Origin of the sequence: Oceanimonas sp. GK1 (genome assembly GCF_000243075.1) — a bacterium.
GTDB lineage: Bacteria > Pseudomonadota > Gammaproteobacteria > Enterobacterales > Aeromonadaceae > Oceanimonas.
In genome coordinates this window covers 202,897-219,860 of the sequence record NC_016745.1, presented here as the reverse complement: position 1 = coordinate 219,860, position 16,964 = coordinate 202,897, and the positions used below count along the sequence as shown (strand labels likewise).

Below are 16,964 nucleotides of genomic sequence, written 5' to 3'. Positions count from 1 at the left end.
TTCTAATTGAAAGAGTCGATATAGTGATAGAGATAATTTATTAAAGATAAGATTATCGATATTAAATCGTGATGAAAGGCCTGGCTGAATGGATATCAAGCAACTGCACTACTTATGTACCCTGGCCGAACAGCGTCATTTTGGCCGGGCCGCTCGGGCCTGCTGTGTGACTCAGCCGACCCTGTCGATGCGGCTGCGCCAGCTGGAAGAGGAGCTGGGCGTGGCCCTGGTGCGCCGGGGTCGGCAGTTCGAGGGCTTTACCCCGGAAGGTGAACGGGTGCTGGCCCGGGCCCGCACCCTGCTCAGCCAGTATGACAACCTGCGGCTGGAAGTGGACGCCATGAAGGGGCGGCTTACCGGCACGGTGCGGCTGGGGCTGGTGCCCCTCAGCTGCATGGATTTGAGTCCGGTGCTGGCCGAGCTGCGTCACCGTCATGACGGGGTCAGTTTTGAGATCAACGACATGACCGCCGACGCCATTCTCGACGGGCTCAATCACAATACCCTCGACATTGGCGGCGGCTTTTTCGAGCCCGAGGTGCTGGCCCGTTTCGACAGCCTGGCCCTGCCCGAGCAGGGGGTGGTGGTGGCCTTTGGGCCGGGTTGGCGTGAGCACTTGCCGGCCCGGCCAGGGCCGATGGATCTGACCGGACTGCCGTTATGCCTGCCCAAGCCAGGCATGTATTTTCGCCATTACCTCGACACCCAGTTTGCGCGGGAAGGCGTGACCCTCAATCCGGTGCTGACGTCCGATTCCGTTTACCGCCTGATGCGCTGGGTGCACGCCGGTCTGGGCTGTGCCCTGATCCCGGCGGGCAGTGTGTTGTTCAGGGAGTTGCCGGGGGTGGAGTGCCGGCCGCTGATCCTGCCGGCCATGGCCCGGGTCGGTGCCCTGGTCATGCGCAATGACGGCCAGGCCAGCCTGCTGGCAAAGGGATTTTTCGAGGTCGCCCGGGAGCTGTGGCAGCGCCGCTGAGGCAGCGCGTTGTGCAGGAGCTGTTCTATGCTTGAATATCAATCACCGCCGTCACGGTGACGTAAGCAGTGGACTCAGCCGCTTCGACAGAGCGAATCATCAGGATCAGCAGCAAGATGCGAGCGCAGAACCATCAGGACGATAACCGCGCAGGCAAGGCAGCCGAGGTGCTCGATGAGCAGGTTCGGGAGTGGCGTCAGCTCTGTGAGCAGACCGCCGCCGCCGCCGGCGCAGAGCGGGCCTGTTTCGTCTTTTTTCACCACGGGGGCGGCGGTGTCAGCCGGGTGCTGGGGCGCCGCCTGCGGGGCTGGCGCGAGTGCCATTACCTGGCCGTGTGGCGGCAACGGCGGTTTTACTGCGGGCTCACCGGCCCCGAGTTGCAGCTCGACAGTCAGGCCGCTTTTATGGCGGTGCCGGTGGCGCGGGGCACTCAGCGCGGCCTGCTGCTGCTGGAGTTTGCCGGGGCGCCCGCCGCCCTGACCGACTCGGGCCGGCAACGGCTCGACATCCTGGCCCGCCACGGCGCCCTGCTGTGGCGGGAAACCGAGCTGGATGCGCGCCAGCTGCAGCTGGATGAGTCGTCCGGGCGCCTGCTCAGCCGGCTGAAGACGCTGTTTATGCACGTGCCCATACTGATCAACGGCTTTAATACCGAGGGGCGCTGCATTCTGTGGAATGATGAATGCGAGCGGGTGTTTGGCTGGCGCTTCGAGGAGCTAAAACAGCACCCGGCGCCCATAGAACTGTTTTACCCGGATCCCGAAGAGCGCAGCGGCGTGATTGCCACCTTCCGGGAGCTGAAGGGGTCAGAGTTTCGCGAATGGCATCCGGCTGATCGCAACGGCCGCCGGCTGACCACCCTGTGGGCCAATATCATGCTGCCCAACGGCGACATGATCTGCGTGGGGCACGACATCACCGAGCAACGCGCCCTGGAAACCCAGCAGCGGCTGGCAGCCAGTGTGTTTGAGGCCAGCTACGACGGCATAGTGCTGACTGATGCCAACAACAGCGTGATCCACATCAATCCGTCGTTTACCCGTATTACCGGCTACCAGCCCGAGGACATGATAGGGCGTGCCGCGACCCTGTTTGAGCATGATACCGACAGCCAGGAGGGGCCAACCCTGCCGGCGGATCTGCACAGCCCGGCGCACTGGCAGGGTGAGTGCACCATTCGACGGCGCAATGGCAGCCGCTGCGCCTTGCTGTTGTCGGTGTCGGTGATCCGCGACGAGCGCGGCCGAGTACAGCACCATGCCATTATTCTGACCGATATCAGCCATATCAAACGGCACGAGGCCGAGCTGCGCCAGCGCGCCTTGTATGATTCCCTGACCCGCATTCCCAACCGCCAGCTGTTCAGCGAGCTGCTGGAGCGGGCCATGGCCACCGCGACCCGGGACGGCACCATGCTGGCGGTGTGCTACCTGGATCTGGACGGCTTCAAGCAGGTCAACGATTCCCTGGGGCATGCCGCCGGTGATCGGCTGCTGGTGGAAATGGGCCGGCGCATGGCGCTGGTGATCCGCAGCTGCGACGTGGTGGCCCGGCTGGGGGGCGACGAGTTTGCGCTGATGATCACCGGGCTGCACCAGCCGCTGGAATGCACCGAAATCCTGGACCGGGTGCTGGCCGCCATTGATGCCCCGGTAAGGCTGGACGGGCACCAGGCGCGGGTGTCGGCGAGCATCGGGGTGGCGGTGTATCCGCAAGACAGCAAGGATGGCCAGACCCTGCTGCGTTATGCCGACAAGGCCATGTACGAGGCCAAAAAGCAGGGCAAGCGCCGCCATGTGTTTTTTGAACCCGGCCTGCATGCGCAGGATCAGGAGCGCCACCGGCTCTATGAAGAGCTGCACCGGGCCCTGGCCAACGACGAGTTTCTGCTGCATTACCAGCCTAAAATCGACCTGTTCAGCCGGCGCATGATGGGGGTGGAAGCCCTGTTACGCTGGCAGCACCCGCAAAAGGGCATGCTCACACCGGCGGAGTTTCTGCCTGCGGTGCTCGACAGCGACATGGAGTTTGAGCTGGGCCAGTGGGTGATTCGGCGGCTGTTGCAGCAGATGACCGTCTGGCTGGAAAGCGGCCAGAACTATCATGCCAGCTTTAATGTGAGCGCCGGCCAGCTGCTGCACGACGACTTTTACAGCAACCTGCAATACCTGCTGGGCCTCTATCCGGCGGTGGCGCCGGAGCGGCTGGAGCTGGAGTTTCAGGAAACGGCGGTCAGCGGCGACATCAAGCGGGTGGCCGGCGTGCTGGAGCATTGTCGCCGGCTGGGGCTGACCATTTCTCTCGACAATTTCGGTGCCGGGTATGCCTCTCTGGTGCACCTCAACAGCCTGCCGGTGGATATCATCAAGATCGACCGGCGCTTTATTACCGATCTGCTGACCAGCCCCACCGATGTCAGCATGGTGGAAGGGGTGGTGCAGCTGGCGGCGGCGCTGAGCATGGTGGTGGTCGCGGAGGGCATGGAGGCGCCTGAGCTGGGCGAGCGGCTGCAGCAGCTGGGCTGCCATTATGTGCAGGGTTACGGCATCTCCCATCCGATGCCGGCGGAGGCCATTGCCGGCTGGCTGAGTGAATGGAACCAGCAGTTGCCGTTACAGTAATGCCCAAACGAAAAACCCCGGCCGAAGCCGGGGTTTTTTATGGGCTGTATTGAGCCGAGCTTACAGCTGCGGGCCGGCGGCCACCAGGGCCTGCCCTTCCTTGGTGTCGGTGAACTTCTCGAAGTTGTTCACAAAGCGCTGGGCCAGATCCTGGGCCTTGGTATCCCAGTGATCGGCGTCGGCATAGGTGTTGCGCGGATCCAGGATGGACGCGTCTTCCACGCCCTGCAGTTCGGTGGGAATGGCCACGTTGAAATAGGGCAGGGTAACGAAGTCGCTGTTCTCGATGGAGCCGTCGAGGATGGCGTTGATGATGGCACGGGTCGCCTTGATGGAAATCCGCTTGCCGGTGCCGTTCCAGCCGGTGTTCACCAGGTAGGCTTCGGCACCCACGGCGTCCATGCGCTTGGCCAGCACGTCGGCATACTGGGTCGGGTGCAGGCTCAGGAAGGCCGCACCAAAGCAGCTGGAGAAGGTCGGGGTGGGCTCGGTGATGCCCCGCTCGGTACCGGCCAGCTTGGCGGTAAAGCCCGACAGGAAGTGATACTGGGCCTGATCCCGGGTCAGCTTGGCCACCGGCGGCAGCACGCCAAAGGCGTCGGCGGTGAGGAAGATCACCTTCTTGGCGTGACCGGCCTTGGACACCGGCTTGACGATGTTGTCGATGTGGTGGATGGGGTAGGACACCCGGGTGTTCTCGGTCTTGGAGCCATCGTCAAAGTCGACGGTGCCGTCTTCCCGCACGGTGACGTTTTCCAGCAGGGCGTCGCGGCGAATGGCGGCGTAGATTTCCGGCTCGTTTTCCTGGCTCAGCTTGATGGTCTTGGCATAGCAGCCGCCTTCAAAGTTGAACACGCCGTCGTCGTCCCAGCCATGCTCGTCGTCGCCGATCAGCTGGCGGTTGGGATCGGTAGACAGGGTGGTTTTGCCGGTGCCGGACAGGCCGAAGAAAACGGCCACGTCGCCGTCCTGGCCCACGTTGGCGGAGCAGTGCATGGAGGCAATGCCCTTCAGCGGCAGCAGGTAGTTCATCATGGAGAACATGCCCTTTTTCATTTCGCCGCCGTACCAGGTACCGCCGATCAGCTGTACCCGCTCGGTCAGGTTGAAGGCCACGAAGTTCTCGCTGTTCAGGCCCTGCTCCTGCCAGTTGGGGTTGGTGCATTTGGCACCGTTCATCACCACGAAATCGGGCTCGAAGTTTTCCAGCTCGGCATCGCTCGGACGAATGAACATGTTCTTCACGAGTGCGCCTGCCAGGCCACCTCGGTGATGAAGCGCACCGCCAGGCGAGTGTCGGCGTTGGCGCCACAGAAGGTGTCCACCACAAACAGGCGCTTGCCGGACAGCTGTTGGGTGACCAGGCCCTTGAGCTGTTCCCAGGTGTCCTGGCTCATGGGCTTGTTGTCGTTCTTGCCCTGATCGGCCCACCACACGGTGTCGCGGGTCACGTCGTCGCGCACTATGTATTTGTCTTTGGGGGAGCGGCCGGTAAAGATACCGGTATCCACGGCCACGGCGCCCAGGCTGGTGACCACGCCCTTCTCGAAGCCTTCCAGATCGGCACGGGTTTCTTCTTCAAACAGCAGATCGTAGGAAGGGTTGTAAAGCACTTCGGTGACGTCGGTAATACCGTAGCGGGACAAGCCTAGTTGTTGCGCCTTGGGCGTCATTGTTCACTCCTGGATTTGGTACAGAGGGGTTTGCTTGGTTATTTGAATTTTTTGAAACCTGAGGATATCAAGATTTAAATATCAATTAGGGGATCTGCTTCAAAATTTATAATTTTGCGACACGAATTAAGAGAATGTTGGTGAAAATGGCGTTTTTTATGCTGCTGTACTGTTAATGTGCTGTGCTTTTATTTTGATTATTAATGAACAAACAGGGCAAGTTGGGCGGTGTGAGTAAGGGAAACGTTAAAAAATAAACCCGGGCCGGTGAGGCCGCCCCGGGACTGAGCGCTGACCTTCTCTGCTCAGTGCAGGGTCTGCTCGAACAGGCTCTGCACGTCGCTGCCGTCAAAGCGGTAGTGATGGCCGCAGTAGTCGCAGTGCATCTCGATCTTGCCCTGCTCCTGAATGATTTCCATGGCTTCCTGCTGGCCTACCTGCAGCAGCGCCTGCTCGCACTTTTCCTTGGAGCAGGTGCACTTGAAGCTGACGGCTTGCGGATCGAACACCCGCACCGCTTCCTGGTTGTAAAGCCGGTACAGCACTTCCTGGGCATCCAGTTGCAGCAGCTCTTCGGCCTTGACGGTATCGGTCAGGGCTTCCAGATGGGCGAAGTCGTCCTGCTGGCCCTCTTCCTCACTGGGCAGGGCCTGCAGCAGCATGCCGGCGGCGGCCGGGGTGGCGCCCTGCAGGCCGGTAAACAGCCAGATACGGGTGGCCAGCTGCTCCGACTGGGCGAAGTAGTTTTCCAGGCTGGCGGCGAGGGAGCTTTCATGCAACTCCACCACGCCCTGGTAACGTTCGCCGTCGTCGGGGGTAATGGTAATGGCGATATAGCCCTTGCCCACCAGGTCGGCCAGCCGGGTGCTGTCGGGAACCTGCCCCTGCCAGCGGGCCACGCCACGCAGTTGCTGATTGTGATCGCCGTTGATCACCGCCAGGCTGACCGGGCCGTCGCCCTGCAGTTGTACCGTGATGTGACCTTCGAACTTGAGGGTGGCGGTGAGCAGGCTGGTGGCGGTGAGCAGCTCGCCCAGCAGCCGTTGCACCGGCAGCGGATAGGGCTGACCTTCAAGCACCTGCTGAAAGCTGTGCTGCAGCTGTACCAGCTCGCCGCGAACCTGGTAATGGTCGAACAGATAACGGTGAAGTTGATCGGGTTTGTTCATAATGGGTCCTGTCTCGGCTCAGTTGCCCTGCTTGATGCGAAGCAGGGTACGTCTTTCTTTCTTGTCGGGCCGCCGCTCGGGGCTGGGGGCAAACTGGCTGTTGAGTTTGCGCGCCTGGGCGTTGCGTTCCCGTCGTTCAATGCTGTCCTGTGTTTCCTGGTATAGCTGTTGCGCCGCTTCGGCCTTGCCGCGCTTGTCGGACAGGGCCTGCACCACCACTTCCCGTTCGTCGTGGCCCTGCCACAGGCGAACCAGGGCACCGGTTTCCACCACCTTACCGGGTTTGGTGCGCTGGCCGTTGTAGTGCACCTTGCCGCCGTCGATCATTTCCCGGGCCAGGCTGCGGGTCTTGTAAAAGCGGGCGGCCCACAGCCATTTGTCCAGCCGTACGGAATCCGTTTTTCCGTTCATGGTACTCGCTCTCGTCAAAACCGGGACCCCGATTATACCAGATGGTCCGCACCGGCGTATAAAGGGCGCGGCAAATCACGCTTTGTGGCCATTCTGCGGCAGACGTTGGCCGCCAGTTGCGATAACCTCATGGAAGGGCGAGTCAAAACACGGGATGGCCATGACCGGAAACAAACAGAAACCCAAAATACTGCATACCGAGCTGGTGGCGGAAAGCCGCCTGTTCCGGGTGGAATCGGTGCACCTTCGTTTCAGTAACGGTGTCGAACGTATCTATGAAAGAATGCGCGGGGGCAGCCGCGGGGCCGTGATGCTGGTGCCCATGCTCGACGACGACACCCTGTTGCTGATCCGGGAATACTCCGCCGGCACCCACAGCTATGAACTCGGTTTTCCCAAGGGGCTGATCGATCCGGGGGAAACCCCCCTTGAGGCGGGCAACCGGGAGCTGATGGAAGAAGTGGGTTACGGTGCCCGGGAACTGATTCCGCTCAAGCAGGTGAGCCTGGCACCCGGTTATTTTGGCAGCCGCATGGATATTTTGCTGGCACGGAACTTGTATCCGGAACAGCGGGAAGGGGACGAGCCGGAGCCGCTGGAAGTGGTGCCCTGGCCCCTGGCCCGGCTGGACGAGCTGATTGCCCGGCCCGATTTTTCCGAAGCCCGCAGCATTTGTGGTCTGTTTTTGTTGCAGGACTGGCTCAACAAAGAGGAATAAGCATGGATACCTGTGCCCTGCTGCCGGGGGTAAAGGCGGCAGCCCGTGAATCCGGCCAATTGATCCTGTCGCTCTACAACAGCGGTCGCTATCAGGCCCAAAGCAAAGACGACGACAGCCCGGTCACCAGCGCCGATCTGGCGGCCCACGCCTACCTTGATCGGGCCCTGCGCGCCCTGGCGGATATTCCGGTGCTGTCGGAAGAGGGCGGCGACATTCCGCTGGCCGAGCGCCGCGCCTGGTCCCGCTACTGGCTGGTGGACCCGCTGGACGGCACCCAGGAGTTTATTGCCGGCAGTGGCGACTTTTCCACCATGATTGCGCTGATCGAGCACGGCCGGCCGGTGCTGGGGGTGGTGTACGGCCCGGTGCACGATCTGATGTATTACGCGGTGCGCGGTCACGGTGCCTTCAAGGAAGCCAACGGCGAGACCACCCCCATACGTGCCCGCCATTACCACCAGCCGGTTCGCAGCCTGCGCATTGCCATCAGCCGGCGGCAGAACGTGGACTGGGTGCGCTCCCGGCTCACCGACGATCTGGACTACCGCCTGCTGCCGCTGGGCTCCAGCTCGCTCAAGTCGTGCCTGGTGGCGGAAGGACAGGCGGATCTGTACATGCGCATCGGCCCCACCGGCGAGTGGGACACCGGCGCCACCCAGTGCATCGTGGAAGAGGCGGGGGGCCGTATTCTGGATTTGGGACTGGGGCGGCTCAGCTACAACGAGCGCGACAGCCTGATCAACCCCAACTTTATTACTCTGGGAGATGAAAACCTGCCCTGGCAGGACATTCTGCAAGCGAAGGTCTAAATGCAACAGGGGCGGCCATGGCCGCCCCTGTTCCGTTCAGTCATCCTGCCCGAAATCCTCAATCTCGATGCCCAGCGCCGTCATGATCTCTCGGGCGTGAGCGGGGATCTGATCGGGCACATCTTTGCGCAGATCCTCGTCCTGGGGCAGGGGCTGTCCGGTGTAGGCGTGCAGAAAGGCCTCGCACAGCAGCTCGCTGTTGGTGGCATGACGCAGGTTGTTGACCTGGCGGCGGGTGCGCTCGTCGGTGAGCACCTTGAGCACCTTGAGCGGGATGGAAACGGTGATCTTTTTGACCTGCTCGCTTTTCTTGCCGTGCTCGGCGTAAGGGCTGATATAGTCGCCGTTCCATTCAGTTTTCATCGTCCACCTGCGTTCGGGAATTGGTTCCGGCGGATTGTAACCCCTGCATTTTGTGTTGGCAATCCAACGGCAAAGCCTTATGGATGTCCGGATGGCTTGACGGCTTTTTCCTGCTGGGGTACTGTGCGCTACGCGAAATTTTCCCGTTTCAGGCTGCCGTGCGCAAAGGAGAAGGACATGCCAGACTACAAGACTCAGACTTATGCCGTTCGTACCGGCCTTGAGAGCGACACTCAGCACGGCGCCGTGGTGCCGCCCATCTATCTGAGCAGCACCTACACCTTTGCCGACTTTAATCAGAAGCGCCAGTTCGACTACGCCCGCTCCGGCAACCCTACCCGCCAGACCTTGCTCGACGCCCTGACCCACCTGGAAGGCGGCGCTGGCGCGGCGGTGACCGCCAGCGGCCTGGGCGCCATCAATTTGATCGTGACCTCCCAGCTGCAACCCGGCGATCTGCTGGTGGTGCCCCACGACTGCTACGGCGGCAGCCAGCGGCTGTTCAACTCCCTGGCCGCCAAGGGCCTGTTTGAGCTGGCTTATGTGGATCAGACCGACGCCGAGGCCCTGGCGGCGGTCATGGCCCGCCAGCCGCGCATGCTGTGGATTGAAACCCCGTCCAACCCGTTGCTGCGGGTGGTGGACATTCAGGCGCTGTGCCGCGCCGCCCGGGAAGTGGGTGCCCTCAGCGTGGTGGACAACACCTTTTTGTCGCCGGCGCTGCAACAGCCCCTGGCCCTGGGCGCCGATCTGGTGCTGCACTCCACCACCAAGTACATCAACGGCCACTCCGACGCCCTGGGTGGCGCCGTGGTGGCGGCGGATCCGGATCTGGCTGAGCAGCTGCGCTGGTGGGCCAACTGCCTGGGGCTGACCGGCTCCGCCTTTGACAACTACCTCACCCTGCGCGGCCTGCGTACCCTGGGGGTGCGCATGCGTCAGCACTGTGAAAACGCCGAGGCGCTGGTGGCCTTTTTGCAAAGCCAGCCGAAGGTGAAAGCGGTCTATCATCCCAGCCTGCCGGGCAACCCGGGCCACGCCATTGCCGCCCGCCAGCAAAGCGGCTTTGGCGCCATGCTCAGCTTTGAGCTGGATGCAGACGAAGCCGGCCTCAAGGCCTTTTTGCAGCAGCTGCAACTGTTCTCCCTGGCCGAATCCCTGGGCGGGGTGGAAAGCCTGATCGCCCACCCGGCCACCATGACCCATGCCGCCATGAGCCCGCAAGCCCTGGCCGAGGCCGGCATCAGCCCGCAGCTGTTGCGGGTATCGGTGGGCATTGAGGACAGTGGCGATCTGATCCACGATCTGGAAAACGCATTCAAGGTACTCAGCAAGTAAATGACCACTCTCGAGCCCGAGGCCGGCGCCCAGCGACCGGTGCACAAGTTTGGCGGCAGCAGCCTGGCCGATGCCGCCTGTTTTCACCGGGTTGCCGGCATTATTCACCGGCTGCAGCAGCCCGACGCCCTGATCGTGGTGTCGGCCCCGGGCAAGACCACCAACCGGCTGATTGAGCTGCTCAGCCTGTTCGCCAGTGGCGATACCGCCGCGGGCGAAGCGCTGGCGGGGCTGCACGCCTTTCAGCGCAACCTGATTGAAAGCGCGCTGCCCGCCACCGAAACCCCACCCCTGCTGGCGGCACTGGACCAGGACATTGCCACCATTGCCCGAGTGCTGGAGCAGAGCCGGCTTGACGACCATCAGCGCAGCTTTATTCAGTCGTTCGGCGAAGTCTGGTCATCCCGGCTGCTGGCGCAGGTGCTGTGCAGCCAGGGGCTGTCTGCCGCCAGTCTGGATGCGCGCCGTTTTCTGCGGGTGTCCGGTGCCCCGGTGCGGGTGCAGGAAGAGCAGTCGCGCCGGTTGCTGGCCGATATTCTGGCCAGGCAGGGGCAGCAAATACTGGTGGTGACCGGCTTTATCGCCGCCGACGACGACGGCAATACCCGGCTGCTGGGGCGTAACGGCTCCGACTTCAGTGCCACCCTGCTGGCGGCCCTGGCCGACAGCTCCCACACCACCATCTGGAGCGATGTGCCCGGGGTGTTCAGTGCCGATCCGCGGCGTATTCCCGAGGCCCGGCTGCTGACCCGGCTGGCGCTGCCCGAGGCCGCCGAGCTGGCCCGGCTGGGATCGCCGGTGCTGCACAGCCGCACCCTGGGGCCGGTGGCCGCCAGTCGCCAGCAGTTGATGCTGCGCTGCAGTTACCACCCGGACGACGGCCATACCCGTATCGAGCGCCGGTCGCGGCGGGAGCAGGGCGCGCGCATTGTCACCGCGGTGGACGACACCGTGCTGGTGGAAATGACCATTCCCGACCGTTATCAGGAGCGGGTGGATGCCCTTACCGACTGGCTTGCCCGGCGGGAGCTGGCGCCATTGGCCTGCAAGCGCCGGCCCGAGCGCAAGCTGTGGCAGATTGCCTATACCCGGGAGCAGGCCGAACAGGCGTTTTTGCAGCTCAGGGATCATCAGCCCGCCGGTGGCTTTGAAGGCCTGCAGCAGCGGGAAGGCTTCTCCCTGGTGGCGCTGGTGGGCAAGAACGTCACCGTCCAGGCCGAGCAGTGCCTGCAGTTTTATCATGCCCTCAATGAGCAACCGCTGGAGTTTATTCAGCCGGCGCAAAACGGCCTCAGCCTGGTGGGTGTGGTGCGCAAGACCACCCTGGACCCGCTGTTGCTGCGGTTGCACCAGAGCCTGTTCAGCCGCCCCCGGCGGGTGGGCGTGCTGCTGTTTGGTCGGGGCAACATCGGCCAGGCCTGGCTGCGGCTGTACAAGGAGCAAAAAGCCCGGCTGGAGCAGGAGCTTAATGTGCGTCTGACTCTGTATGGGGTGTTTGACTCGCAAGGGGCCATGCTCGCCAGCCAGGGGCTGGAGGTGGATCGCGTGCTCAATGACTTTGAGCACCAGCGCCTGGCCTGGCCCGACTGGCTGGAAAACCTGGAGGAGCACGGCTTTGATACCATGGTGGCACTGGACTGCACCGCCTCCGAGCAGCTGGTGCAGTATTATCCGGCCCTGGTGCAGCAGCACATTCACCTGATCGCCGCCAACAAGCATGCCGGTGCCAGCGCCCAGCCTTTTTACCTGCAACTGAAGCAGACGCTGGCCGAGCACAGGGTGAAGTTTCTCAGTAACGCCACCGTGGGCGCCGGCCTGCCGGTACAGAGCAGTCTGCACCAGTTGCGCCAGTCGGGGGAGCCGGTGCGGGCCATCAGCGGTATCTTTTCCGGCAGCCTGAGCTGGCTGTTCCAGCATTATGACGGCAGCCAGCCGTTTTCCGAGCTGGTGCTGCAGGCCTGGCAGCAGGGCCTGACCGAGCCGGACCCCCGGGACGATCTCAGCGGCCAGGACGTCAAGCGCAAGCTGGTGATCCTGGCCCGGGAAGCCGGCTTTGATCTCGATCCGGAGCGGGTGACGGTGGCCAGCCTGGTACCCGACGACATGGCCAGCCTCGGCAAAAGCGAGGCCCTGGACCGCCTGCATCGGCTCGATGCCGCCCTGGCTGGACGGCTGGCCGATGCGCAGGAGCAGGGCGGCGTGCTGCGCCATGTGGCCCGTTTCAATGCCGAGAGCGGCGAGGCCAGCGTGGGGCTGGAAGTGGTGCCGCTGAACCACCCCTTTGTTCCCCTGCGTCCGGGCGACAATGTGTTTGCCATTGAAACCCGCCACTATCGCCAGAACCCCATGGTGATCCAGGGACCCGGCGCCGGCCGGGAGGTCACTGCCGCCGCCGTGCAGGCGGATCTGTGGCAGTTGCTGGCGGCGCTGTAACCGAATCAGGCTCCCGCGGGAGCCTGATTTACGTCGGGGCCGGTGTCAGTTCCGCTGAGAGCGTTCGATAATATCCTGCAGATCCGGGCACAGGGGGGAGGGCAGGGCCTCGGGGCTGAACCAGGCCACGGCGTCGGCGTCGTCGCTGGCGACTGGAGTACCGCTTTGGTAGTGACCGCGCACCGCCACCATCACGTAGTGATGGGCCAGCTGGCCGGCGTCCTCGGCCAGTACGTCGTAACAGGCAAAGGGGGCGTCCATGCGGGCGGTTACCCCGGTTTCTTCCTGCAGTTCCCGAGCGGCCCCCGCGCTCATGGTTTCGCCCCATTCCAGCTTGCCACCGGGAAAGCCCCAGTGCCCGGCGTGAGGGGCGTGCTTGCGTTTCACCAGTAGCACTCGCTGCTGGTGCCAGATCACGGCGATAACGCCGACCTTGGGAGCCTTCATGAGGGGTCCTTGGCTGAATGAAGTAGGGGAGTATTGTGCCAAAGCCCGAATGGCTTTGGCGAATTTAATGGCGCATTCAGGAGCGGCTGATCAGGCGGTACACAAACAGCAAAAACAGCGCGCCGATCACGGCGGTGAGCATGCTGCCCAGGTTGAAGCCGCTGATATCACCAAACCCCAGCCGCACGCCCACCCAGCCGCCCACAAAGGCGCCGGCAATGCCGAGCAGGGTGGTGAGAATCAAACCGCCGCCGTCCCGGCCGGGCATGATCCAGCGGGCCATAAAGCCGGCGAACAGCCCGAAGATAATCCAGCTCAATATTCCCATGATGCACTCCATTGGTTATTTTTTGACCTGACTCAAGCATAGCCCAGTGGAACCCACCGCCGGCCTTTGTCTTTCATGCCTGGTCATTTCCGCGAAGGCGGAAATCCAGGAGTCGGGCGCAGCATATAAAATGGCCCCCGCCTTTGCTGATGACGTTTCTTCACGAAAGTGACAATTTTTCGTCTCTCGTCTCTCTTCTTATGGCTAGCCGATCAGCGTCCAGTGATTGTCCCATTGCCAGGGGGAATACCAGCGGCTTTCCTCGCCCCGCTCATTCAGCCGGCTGATGCCGCCCAGCCCGCTGCCGAGCCAGATGTGCCCTCCATCCGCCGAGGCGCCGGACGCATCGGGCAGGGGCGCGATGCGAATAAGCTCGCCGCTGCGGCGGTGCCACAGGCCGTAGCAGTTGCCCGGCGGCGAGGTGGCGGCAATGTGATCGTCGGTGACTGCGATGCTGGCGATGTAATGGTTGAAGCGGGCCCAGTCCAGGGGCGTGCCGCCGAGCGGAGTCAGTTCACTGCCCCGGCGGTGGCGCACAATCAGTGGCGGAGAGTCATCGGGGCGGCCACGATACTGCTGGCCGGTGAACACCTCACCGTCGGCGGTGACCGCCAGGTGACGGATGGACAGATGCCGGTCGGCCAGGCCGCGTTGCTCCAGCACGGCGCCGGTGCTGGCATCGAGATAGCTCAGGCTGGGCTGCATGGTGTCGAGATTCAGCGGCGTGCGCCCTTGGGTATGCACGCCCCCCACCCCCACCACCAGGTGGCCGTCGGGCAGCCGGCGGATTTCATGAGGGCCCAGGCCAAAACCGGTGAACTCGTCCACCTTAACGAGCCGCTCCCCTTCCAGTTCATACACCCCGATAATGCCCTCGCTGGTGGCGCGCACTCCTTCGGTGGTGTAGAGCCGCCGGCCGTCGGCGCTGAACACGCCGTGGCCGTAATAGTGGCGCCCGGCATCGGCCTCGCGCAACTGTAGCAGCCGGCCCTGCTGATGATTGAACAGCGCCAGGTAACTTCCGGGGCGGCGGGCATGGCACACCGCCAGTGGCCGGCTGGGGTGGGCCGCCAGGCCATGGCCCCGGTCCGGCAGCGGCAGCGCATAGCGCAGGCTGCCGTCCAGGTTGAGGGCCTGCACCACATAACGCCGGCCGCCGTCGCGCCGGCCACCGCCCACCAGATAACCACGTTGAGAGTTGGGCAGGGCGCAGCCCGCCAGACCCAGGCTGCACAGCACACCGGCGGCGGACAGCCCTTTTAAAAATTGCCGCCGGTGCATCAGTCGCCGTCCGTGGCGTTAAAACCCAGGCTCAGCCCCAGGGCGTCGGGCAGGCGCAGCTTCAGCTGGCTGCCCAGGCGGTCAAAGGAGAGCTTGAAGCGCAGCAGGGCGGCGTAGTTGTCTCCCTGCAACCAGTGGGCCAAGCTATCGCCCTCGGGCAGGTGCGCCAGCGTGTCGGCAAAGGCCTGGTCCAGCTCACCGGTCAGGGCGGTCTCTCCCCGTTGCTGCAGAAAGGCGCGAATGCCGCCTTCCCGGTATTCCCGCTCCAGGCTGCGCAGGCTGGTGCGCATAAAATGCAGCGACTGCCCGCTGCGCCAGGCCTCGGCAAACAGCGGCCGGGGATGGTCCACGGTGTTGAGCGGCAAATCCAGTTTTTTCTCGATACGGTCATAACGGTGGGCGAGCTGGCCGAGGATCTGCCCCAGCAGCACCTGCTCACCGCCCTGCAAGGCCATTTGCTCCAGCTGTTGCTCATAGGTGGACGGGTTGTACCAGGCCAGCTGCAGTTGCTCGCCGTGTTGCACCAGCTGCGCGTTCACCCTGGGCAGCAGGGTGCAGCGTTGGGGCGTTGGCAGATCTTCATACAGCAGGTATTCCACTGCCCCCAGGGTGACGCTGGCGCCCTTGATCGGACCGGACTGGTCAAGCTGGCCGGTCAGCTGGCGGCCGGTGGTGTCTTTTTTGTCGGGCCATAACTGAAAGGCGTAGCTCAGGCCGGCGGCGTCCAGGGGGCCGCCGCTCTGGCCCTGGTGGGCGGTCCAAGCGGCAAAGGCGTCGCGCCACTGTTGCTGCACGTCGGACAGGGGCTGTTCGCCGGCGCAATAGGCGCGACCGGTTTCGTCCAGCCGGGTCAGGGCCAGAGCCAGTTCGTCCGCCTGCTGGCGCATCAGGCCGAGGTGGGCGGCGGTGAGCCGACTCAGTGCCGGATCAGCCGGCGGCGGGCTCTGGCAGGCGGTCAGCAGGCCCAGGGCGGCGAGGGAAAACAGGCGAAAGGTCATAGGGACTCCAGAAAGGCGATGAGCTGGTCACGTTCTTTGGCGCTGGCGGCCAGCACCCGGTTGCGGGCGGCCTCGGCCTCGCCACCGTGCCAGAGCACGGCTTCCATGAGGGTGCGGGCGCGGCCGTCGTGCAGATAGCGGGCCGGCTCGCCGGCCACCTCGCTGGCATAACCCAGGCCCCACAGCGGCGGGGTGCGCCAGTCGCGGCCACCGGCGGCAAATTCGGGGCGGTTGTCGGCGAGACCTTCTCCCATGTCGTGCAGCAGCAGATCGGTATAGGGGTAGATGTTCTGGCCGCTCAGGGCCGGACTGTCGTGTTCGCCGGTGGTGTAAGAGGGCGTATGGCAGCCGGCGCAGCCGAGGGCCAGGAACAGCTGCTCGCCGGCTTGCACTTGCGGGTCGTTCAGGTGACGCCGGGCGGGCACCGCCAGGTGCTGGCTGTAGAAGGTGACCGCGTCGAGGATGTCGTCGCTCACCTCGGGCTGGCCGCCGTCCGGGTAGCGGTCGCACGCTTGTGTGGGAGTGCAGTCGTCGGCAGGTACCAGGCCGGAGGCCAGCCCCATGTCGCCGGCAAAGGCGTGGGCGTTTTGCTGGCGCAGGCTGGGCTGGCCCGCCTTCCAGCCAAAGCGGCCAACCACGGTTTGCTCAAGGTGGTGGTCCCACACCCGATTGGCGCGACCGCGAATGCCGTCCTGGTTTTCATCCTGGGGGTCTTCCCGCGACAGCAGCGCCGACTCGGGAATGGCTTCCAGCAGGCCCAGGCCAATCATGGGCGGCGCGATACGGGCAGACGTTAACAGATCCGGACCGGGTTCGCCGTAGCCGGGCTGGCCGATGGCCACATGGGGCCGGCGCAATTCCACCGCACTGCCGTCATTAAAGCGCAGGGTTTCGGGCGTGTAGCGAATCCTCACCTGGCCTTCGGGCACGGCGCCGGGAATGGCCATGTCCTGCAACTGGCCGCCGTACACCGGGTGGGGTACCACCCCAAGGGTGCGCAGGTAGGTTTGGTGCCGTTCGCTCTCGCCGGCGGGAATGGACAGCCGCACCAGCATGCTGACCGCGTTGTCGCCGTCAACCGCGGGCGGATGGCCGCGGCCGTCCTTGATATGGCAGCTCTGGCAGGCATTGGTGTTGAACAGCGGGCCTAGGCCGTCGCGGGCGTCGGTGGTGGCCGGGGCCGCCACCCAGGGATTGCGGAAAAAGCTGTTGCCCACCGAAAAGTCGAGCCGCTTGTCAAAGCCCAGGTTGGCCGCGGGCATGGAAAAGGCGTTGGCGCCGGTTTTGGGGGTGGTGGTATCGCCGCCGGGCCGGGCGGGATTGGCCTGGGCGCCCAGGGCAAAAGCCGCGCCCAGCAACAGGCTGATGAGCCGAAACGACATAAGGACTCCAGAGT

The 16,964-nt window shown here is 63.8% G+C and carries 14 protein-coding genes and 1 pseudogene; 6 read left to right on the top strand and 9 right to left on the bottom strand.

The window, feature by feature from the left end; genetic code table 11:
• The first annotated feature begins 88 nt into the window (after positions 1-88).
• Both GU3_RS01095 and GU3_RS01090 read left to right on the top strand, forming a co-directional pair.
• Entirely contained in the window at positions 89-976 is an 888-nt protein-coding gene (locus GU3_RS01095) for a LysR family transcriptional regulator (RefSeq protein WP_014290710.1), read from the top strand.
• 116 nt (positions 977-1,092) lie between these two features.
• The gene (locus GU3_RS01090) at positions 1,093-3,597 is read left to right on the top strand and encodes a bifunctional diguanylate cyclase/phosphodiesterase (protein ID WP_014290709.1); all 2,505 of its coding nucleotides are present in this window, start codon (positions 1,093-1,095) and stop codon (positions 3,595-3,597) included.
• Between the two features lie 60 nt (positions 3,598-3,657).
• Here the strand turns inward: GU3_RS01090 and pckA are convergent.
• The 3 genes and pseudogenes from pckA to hslR all read right to left on the bottom strand — a co-directional run bounded on the left by pckA (position 3,658) and on the right by hslR (position 6,850).
• A pseudogene (pckA, locus tag GU3_RS01085) lies at positions 3,658-5,270 on the bottom strand (phosphoenolpyruvate carboxykinase (ATP)).
• A gap of 305 nt (positions 5,271-5,575) precedes the next feature.
• Positions 5,576-6,439 (bottom strand): Hsp33 family molecular chaperone HslO, encoded by an 864-nt coding sequence (gene hslO, locus GU3_RS01080; protein ID WP_014290706.1) that lies wholly within the window; start codon positions 6,437-6,439, stop codon positions 5,576-5,578.
• A gap of 18 nt (positions 6,440-6,457) precedes the next feature.
• Complete coding sequence (gene hslR / locus GU3_RS01075) at positions 6,458-6,850, bottom strand: ribosome-associated heat shock protein Hsp15 (protein ID WP_014290705.1); 393 nt, start codon at positions 6,848-6,850, stop codon at positions 6,458-6,460.
• Positions 6,851-7,010: 160 nt separating this feature from the next.
• Between hslR and nudE the strand changes: the two genes are divergently transcribed.
• Together nudE and cysQ are read left to right on the top strand one after the other, a co-directional pair.
• Positions 7,011-7,568, top strand: coding sequence for an ADP compounds hydrolase NudE (gene nudE, locus GU3_RS01070; RefSeq protein WP_014290704.1), 558 nt, complete (start codon positions 7,011-7,013; stop codon positions 7,566-7,568).
• Between the two features lie 2 nt (positions 7,569-7,570).
• Positions 7,571-8,380, top strand: a complete 810-nt coding sequence (cysQ, locus tag GU3_RS01065; RefSeq protein WP_014290703.1) for a 3'(2'),5'-bisphosphate nucleotidase CysQ — start codon at positions 7,571-7,573, stop codon at positions 8,378-8,380.
• A 36-nt stretch (positions 8,381-8,416) separates the two neighbouring features.
• Here cysQ and metJ read toward each other — a convergent pair whose 3' ends face one another.
• Positions 8,417-8,743 (bottom strand): met regulon transcriptional regulator MetJ, encoded by a 327-nt coding sequence (gene metJ / locus GU3_RS01060; protein ID WP_014290702.1) that lies wholly within the window; start codon positions 8,741-8,743, stop codon positions 8,417-8,419.
• A gap of 177 nt (positions 8,744-8,920) precedes the next feature.
• On the opposite strand from metJ, the gene metB reads away from it, so the two are divergent.
• The gene (gene metB, locus GU3_RS01055) at positions 8,921-10,081 is read left to right on the top strand and encodes a cystathionine gamma-synthase (protein ID WP_014290701.1); all 1,161 of its coding nucleotides are present in this window, start codon (positions 8,921-8,923) and stop codon (positions 10,079-10,081) included.
• Positions 10,082-12,514 (top strand): bifunctional aspartate kinase/homoserine dehydrogenase II, encoded by a 2,433-nt coding sequence (metL, locus tag GU3_RS01050; RefSeq protein WP_014290700.1) that lies wholly within the window; start codon positions 10,082-10,084, stop codon positions 12,512-12,514.
• Positions 12,515-12,559: 45 nt separating this feature from the next.
• On the opposite strand, the gene GU3_RS01045 is transcribed toward metL, so the two are convergent.
• The 5 genes from GU3_RS01045 to GU3_RS01025 form a co-directional block, all read right to left on the bottom strand.
• Positions 12,560-12,961, bottom strand: a complete 402-nt coding sequence (locus GU3_RS01045) for an NUDIX hydrolase (RefSeq protein ID WP_014290699.1) — start codon at positions 12,959-12,961, stop codon at positions 12,560-12,562.
• A 76-nt stretch (positions 12,962-13,037) separates the two neighbouring features.
• On the bottom strand, positions 13,038-13,289 hold the full coding sequence (locus GU3_RS01040; RefSeq protein ID WP_014290698.1) for a GlsB/YeaQ/YmgE family stress response membrane protein: 252 nt from the start codon (positions 13,287-13,289) through the stop codon (positions 13,038-13,040).
• Between the two features lie 204 nt (positions 13,290-13,493).
• Positions 13,494-14,570 (bottom strand): DUF1513 domain-containing protein, encoded by a 1,077-nt coding sequence (locus GU3_RS01035; RefSeq protein ID WP_014290697.1) that lies wholly within the window; start codon positions 14,568-14,570, stop codon positions 13,494-13,496.
• A complete protein-coding gene (locus GU3_RS01030; protein ID WP_014290696.1) occupies positions 14,570-15,568 on the bottom strand; it encodes an imelysin family protein in 999 nt (332 codons plus the stop codon). Before GU3_RS01030 ends, GU3_RS01035 begins: the two co-directional genes overlap by 1 nt.
• The gene (locus tag GU3_RS01025; protein WP_014290695.1) at positions 15,565-16,950 is read right to left on the bottom strand and encodes a di-heme oxidoredictase family protein; all 1,386 of its coding nucleotides are present in this window, start codon (positions 16,948-16,950) and stop codon (positions 15,565-15,567) included. The genes GU3_RS01030 and GU3_RS01025 overlap by 4 nt, the downstream gene beginning before the upstream one ends.
• Positions 16,951-16,964: the final 14 nt, after the last annotated feature.

Excerpts from the sequence above, each read along its gene's own strand:
- GU3_RS01045 (WP_014290699.1), bottom strand. The coding sequence starts at position 12,961 with ATGAAGGCTCCCAAGGTCGGCGTTATCGCCGTGATCTGGCACCAGCAG.
- GU3_RS01090 (WP_014290709.1), top strand. The coding sequence starts at position 1,093 with ATGCGAGCGCAGAACCATCAGGACGATAACCGCGCAGGCAAGGCAGCC.
- GU3_RS01030 (WP_014290696.1), bottom strand. The coding sequence starts at position 15,568 with ATGACCTTTCGCCTGTTTTCCCTCGCCGCCCTGGGCCTGCTGACCGCC.
- metJ (WP_014290702.1), bottom strand. The coding sequence starts at position 8,743 with ATGAAAACTGAATGGAACGGCGACTATATCAGCCCTTACGCCGAGCAC.
- cysQ (WP_014290703.1), top strand. The coding sequence starts at position 7,571 with ATGGATACCTGTGCCCTGCTGCCGGGGGTAAAGGCGGCAGCCCGTGAA.
- GU3_RS01040 (WP_014290698.1), bottom strand. The coding sequence starts at position 13,289 with ATGGGAATATTGAGCTGGATTATCTTCGGGCTGTTCGCCGGCTTTATG.
- hslO (WP_014290706.1), bottom strand. The coding sequence starts at position 6,439 with ATGAACAAACCCGATCAACTTCACCGTTATCTGTTCGACCATTACCAG.
- metB (WP_014290701.1), top strand. The coding sequence starts at position 8,921 with ATGCCAGACTACAAGACTCAGACTTATGCCGTTCGTACCGGCCTTGAG.
- metL (WP_014290700.1), top strand. The coding sequence starts at position 10,082 with ATGACCACTCTCGAGCCCGAGGCCGGCGCCCAGCGACCGGTGCACAAG.
- GU3_RS01095 (WP_014290710.1), top strand. The coding sequence starts at position 89 with ATGGATATCAAGCAACTGCACTACTTATGTACCCTGGCCGAACAGCGT.
- GU3_RS01035 (WP_014290697.1), bottom strand. The coding sequence starts at position 14,570 with ATGCACCGGCGGCAATTTTTAAAAGGGCTGTCCGCCGCCGGTGTGCTG.
- GU3_RS01025 (WP_014290695.1), bottom strand. The coding sequence starts at position 16,950 with ATGTCGTTTCGGCTCATCAGCCTGTTGCTGGGCGCGGCTTTTGCCCTG.
- nudE (WP_014290704.1), top strand. The coding sequence starts at position 7,011 with ATGACCGGAAACAAACAGAAACCCAAAATACTGCATACCGAGCTGGTG.
- hslR (WP_014290705.1), bottom strand. The coding sequence starts at position 6,850 with ATGAACGGAAAAACGGATTCCGTACGGCTGGACAAATGGCTGTGGGCC.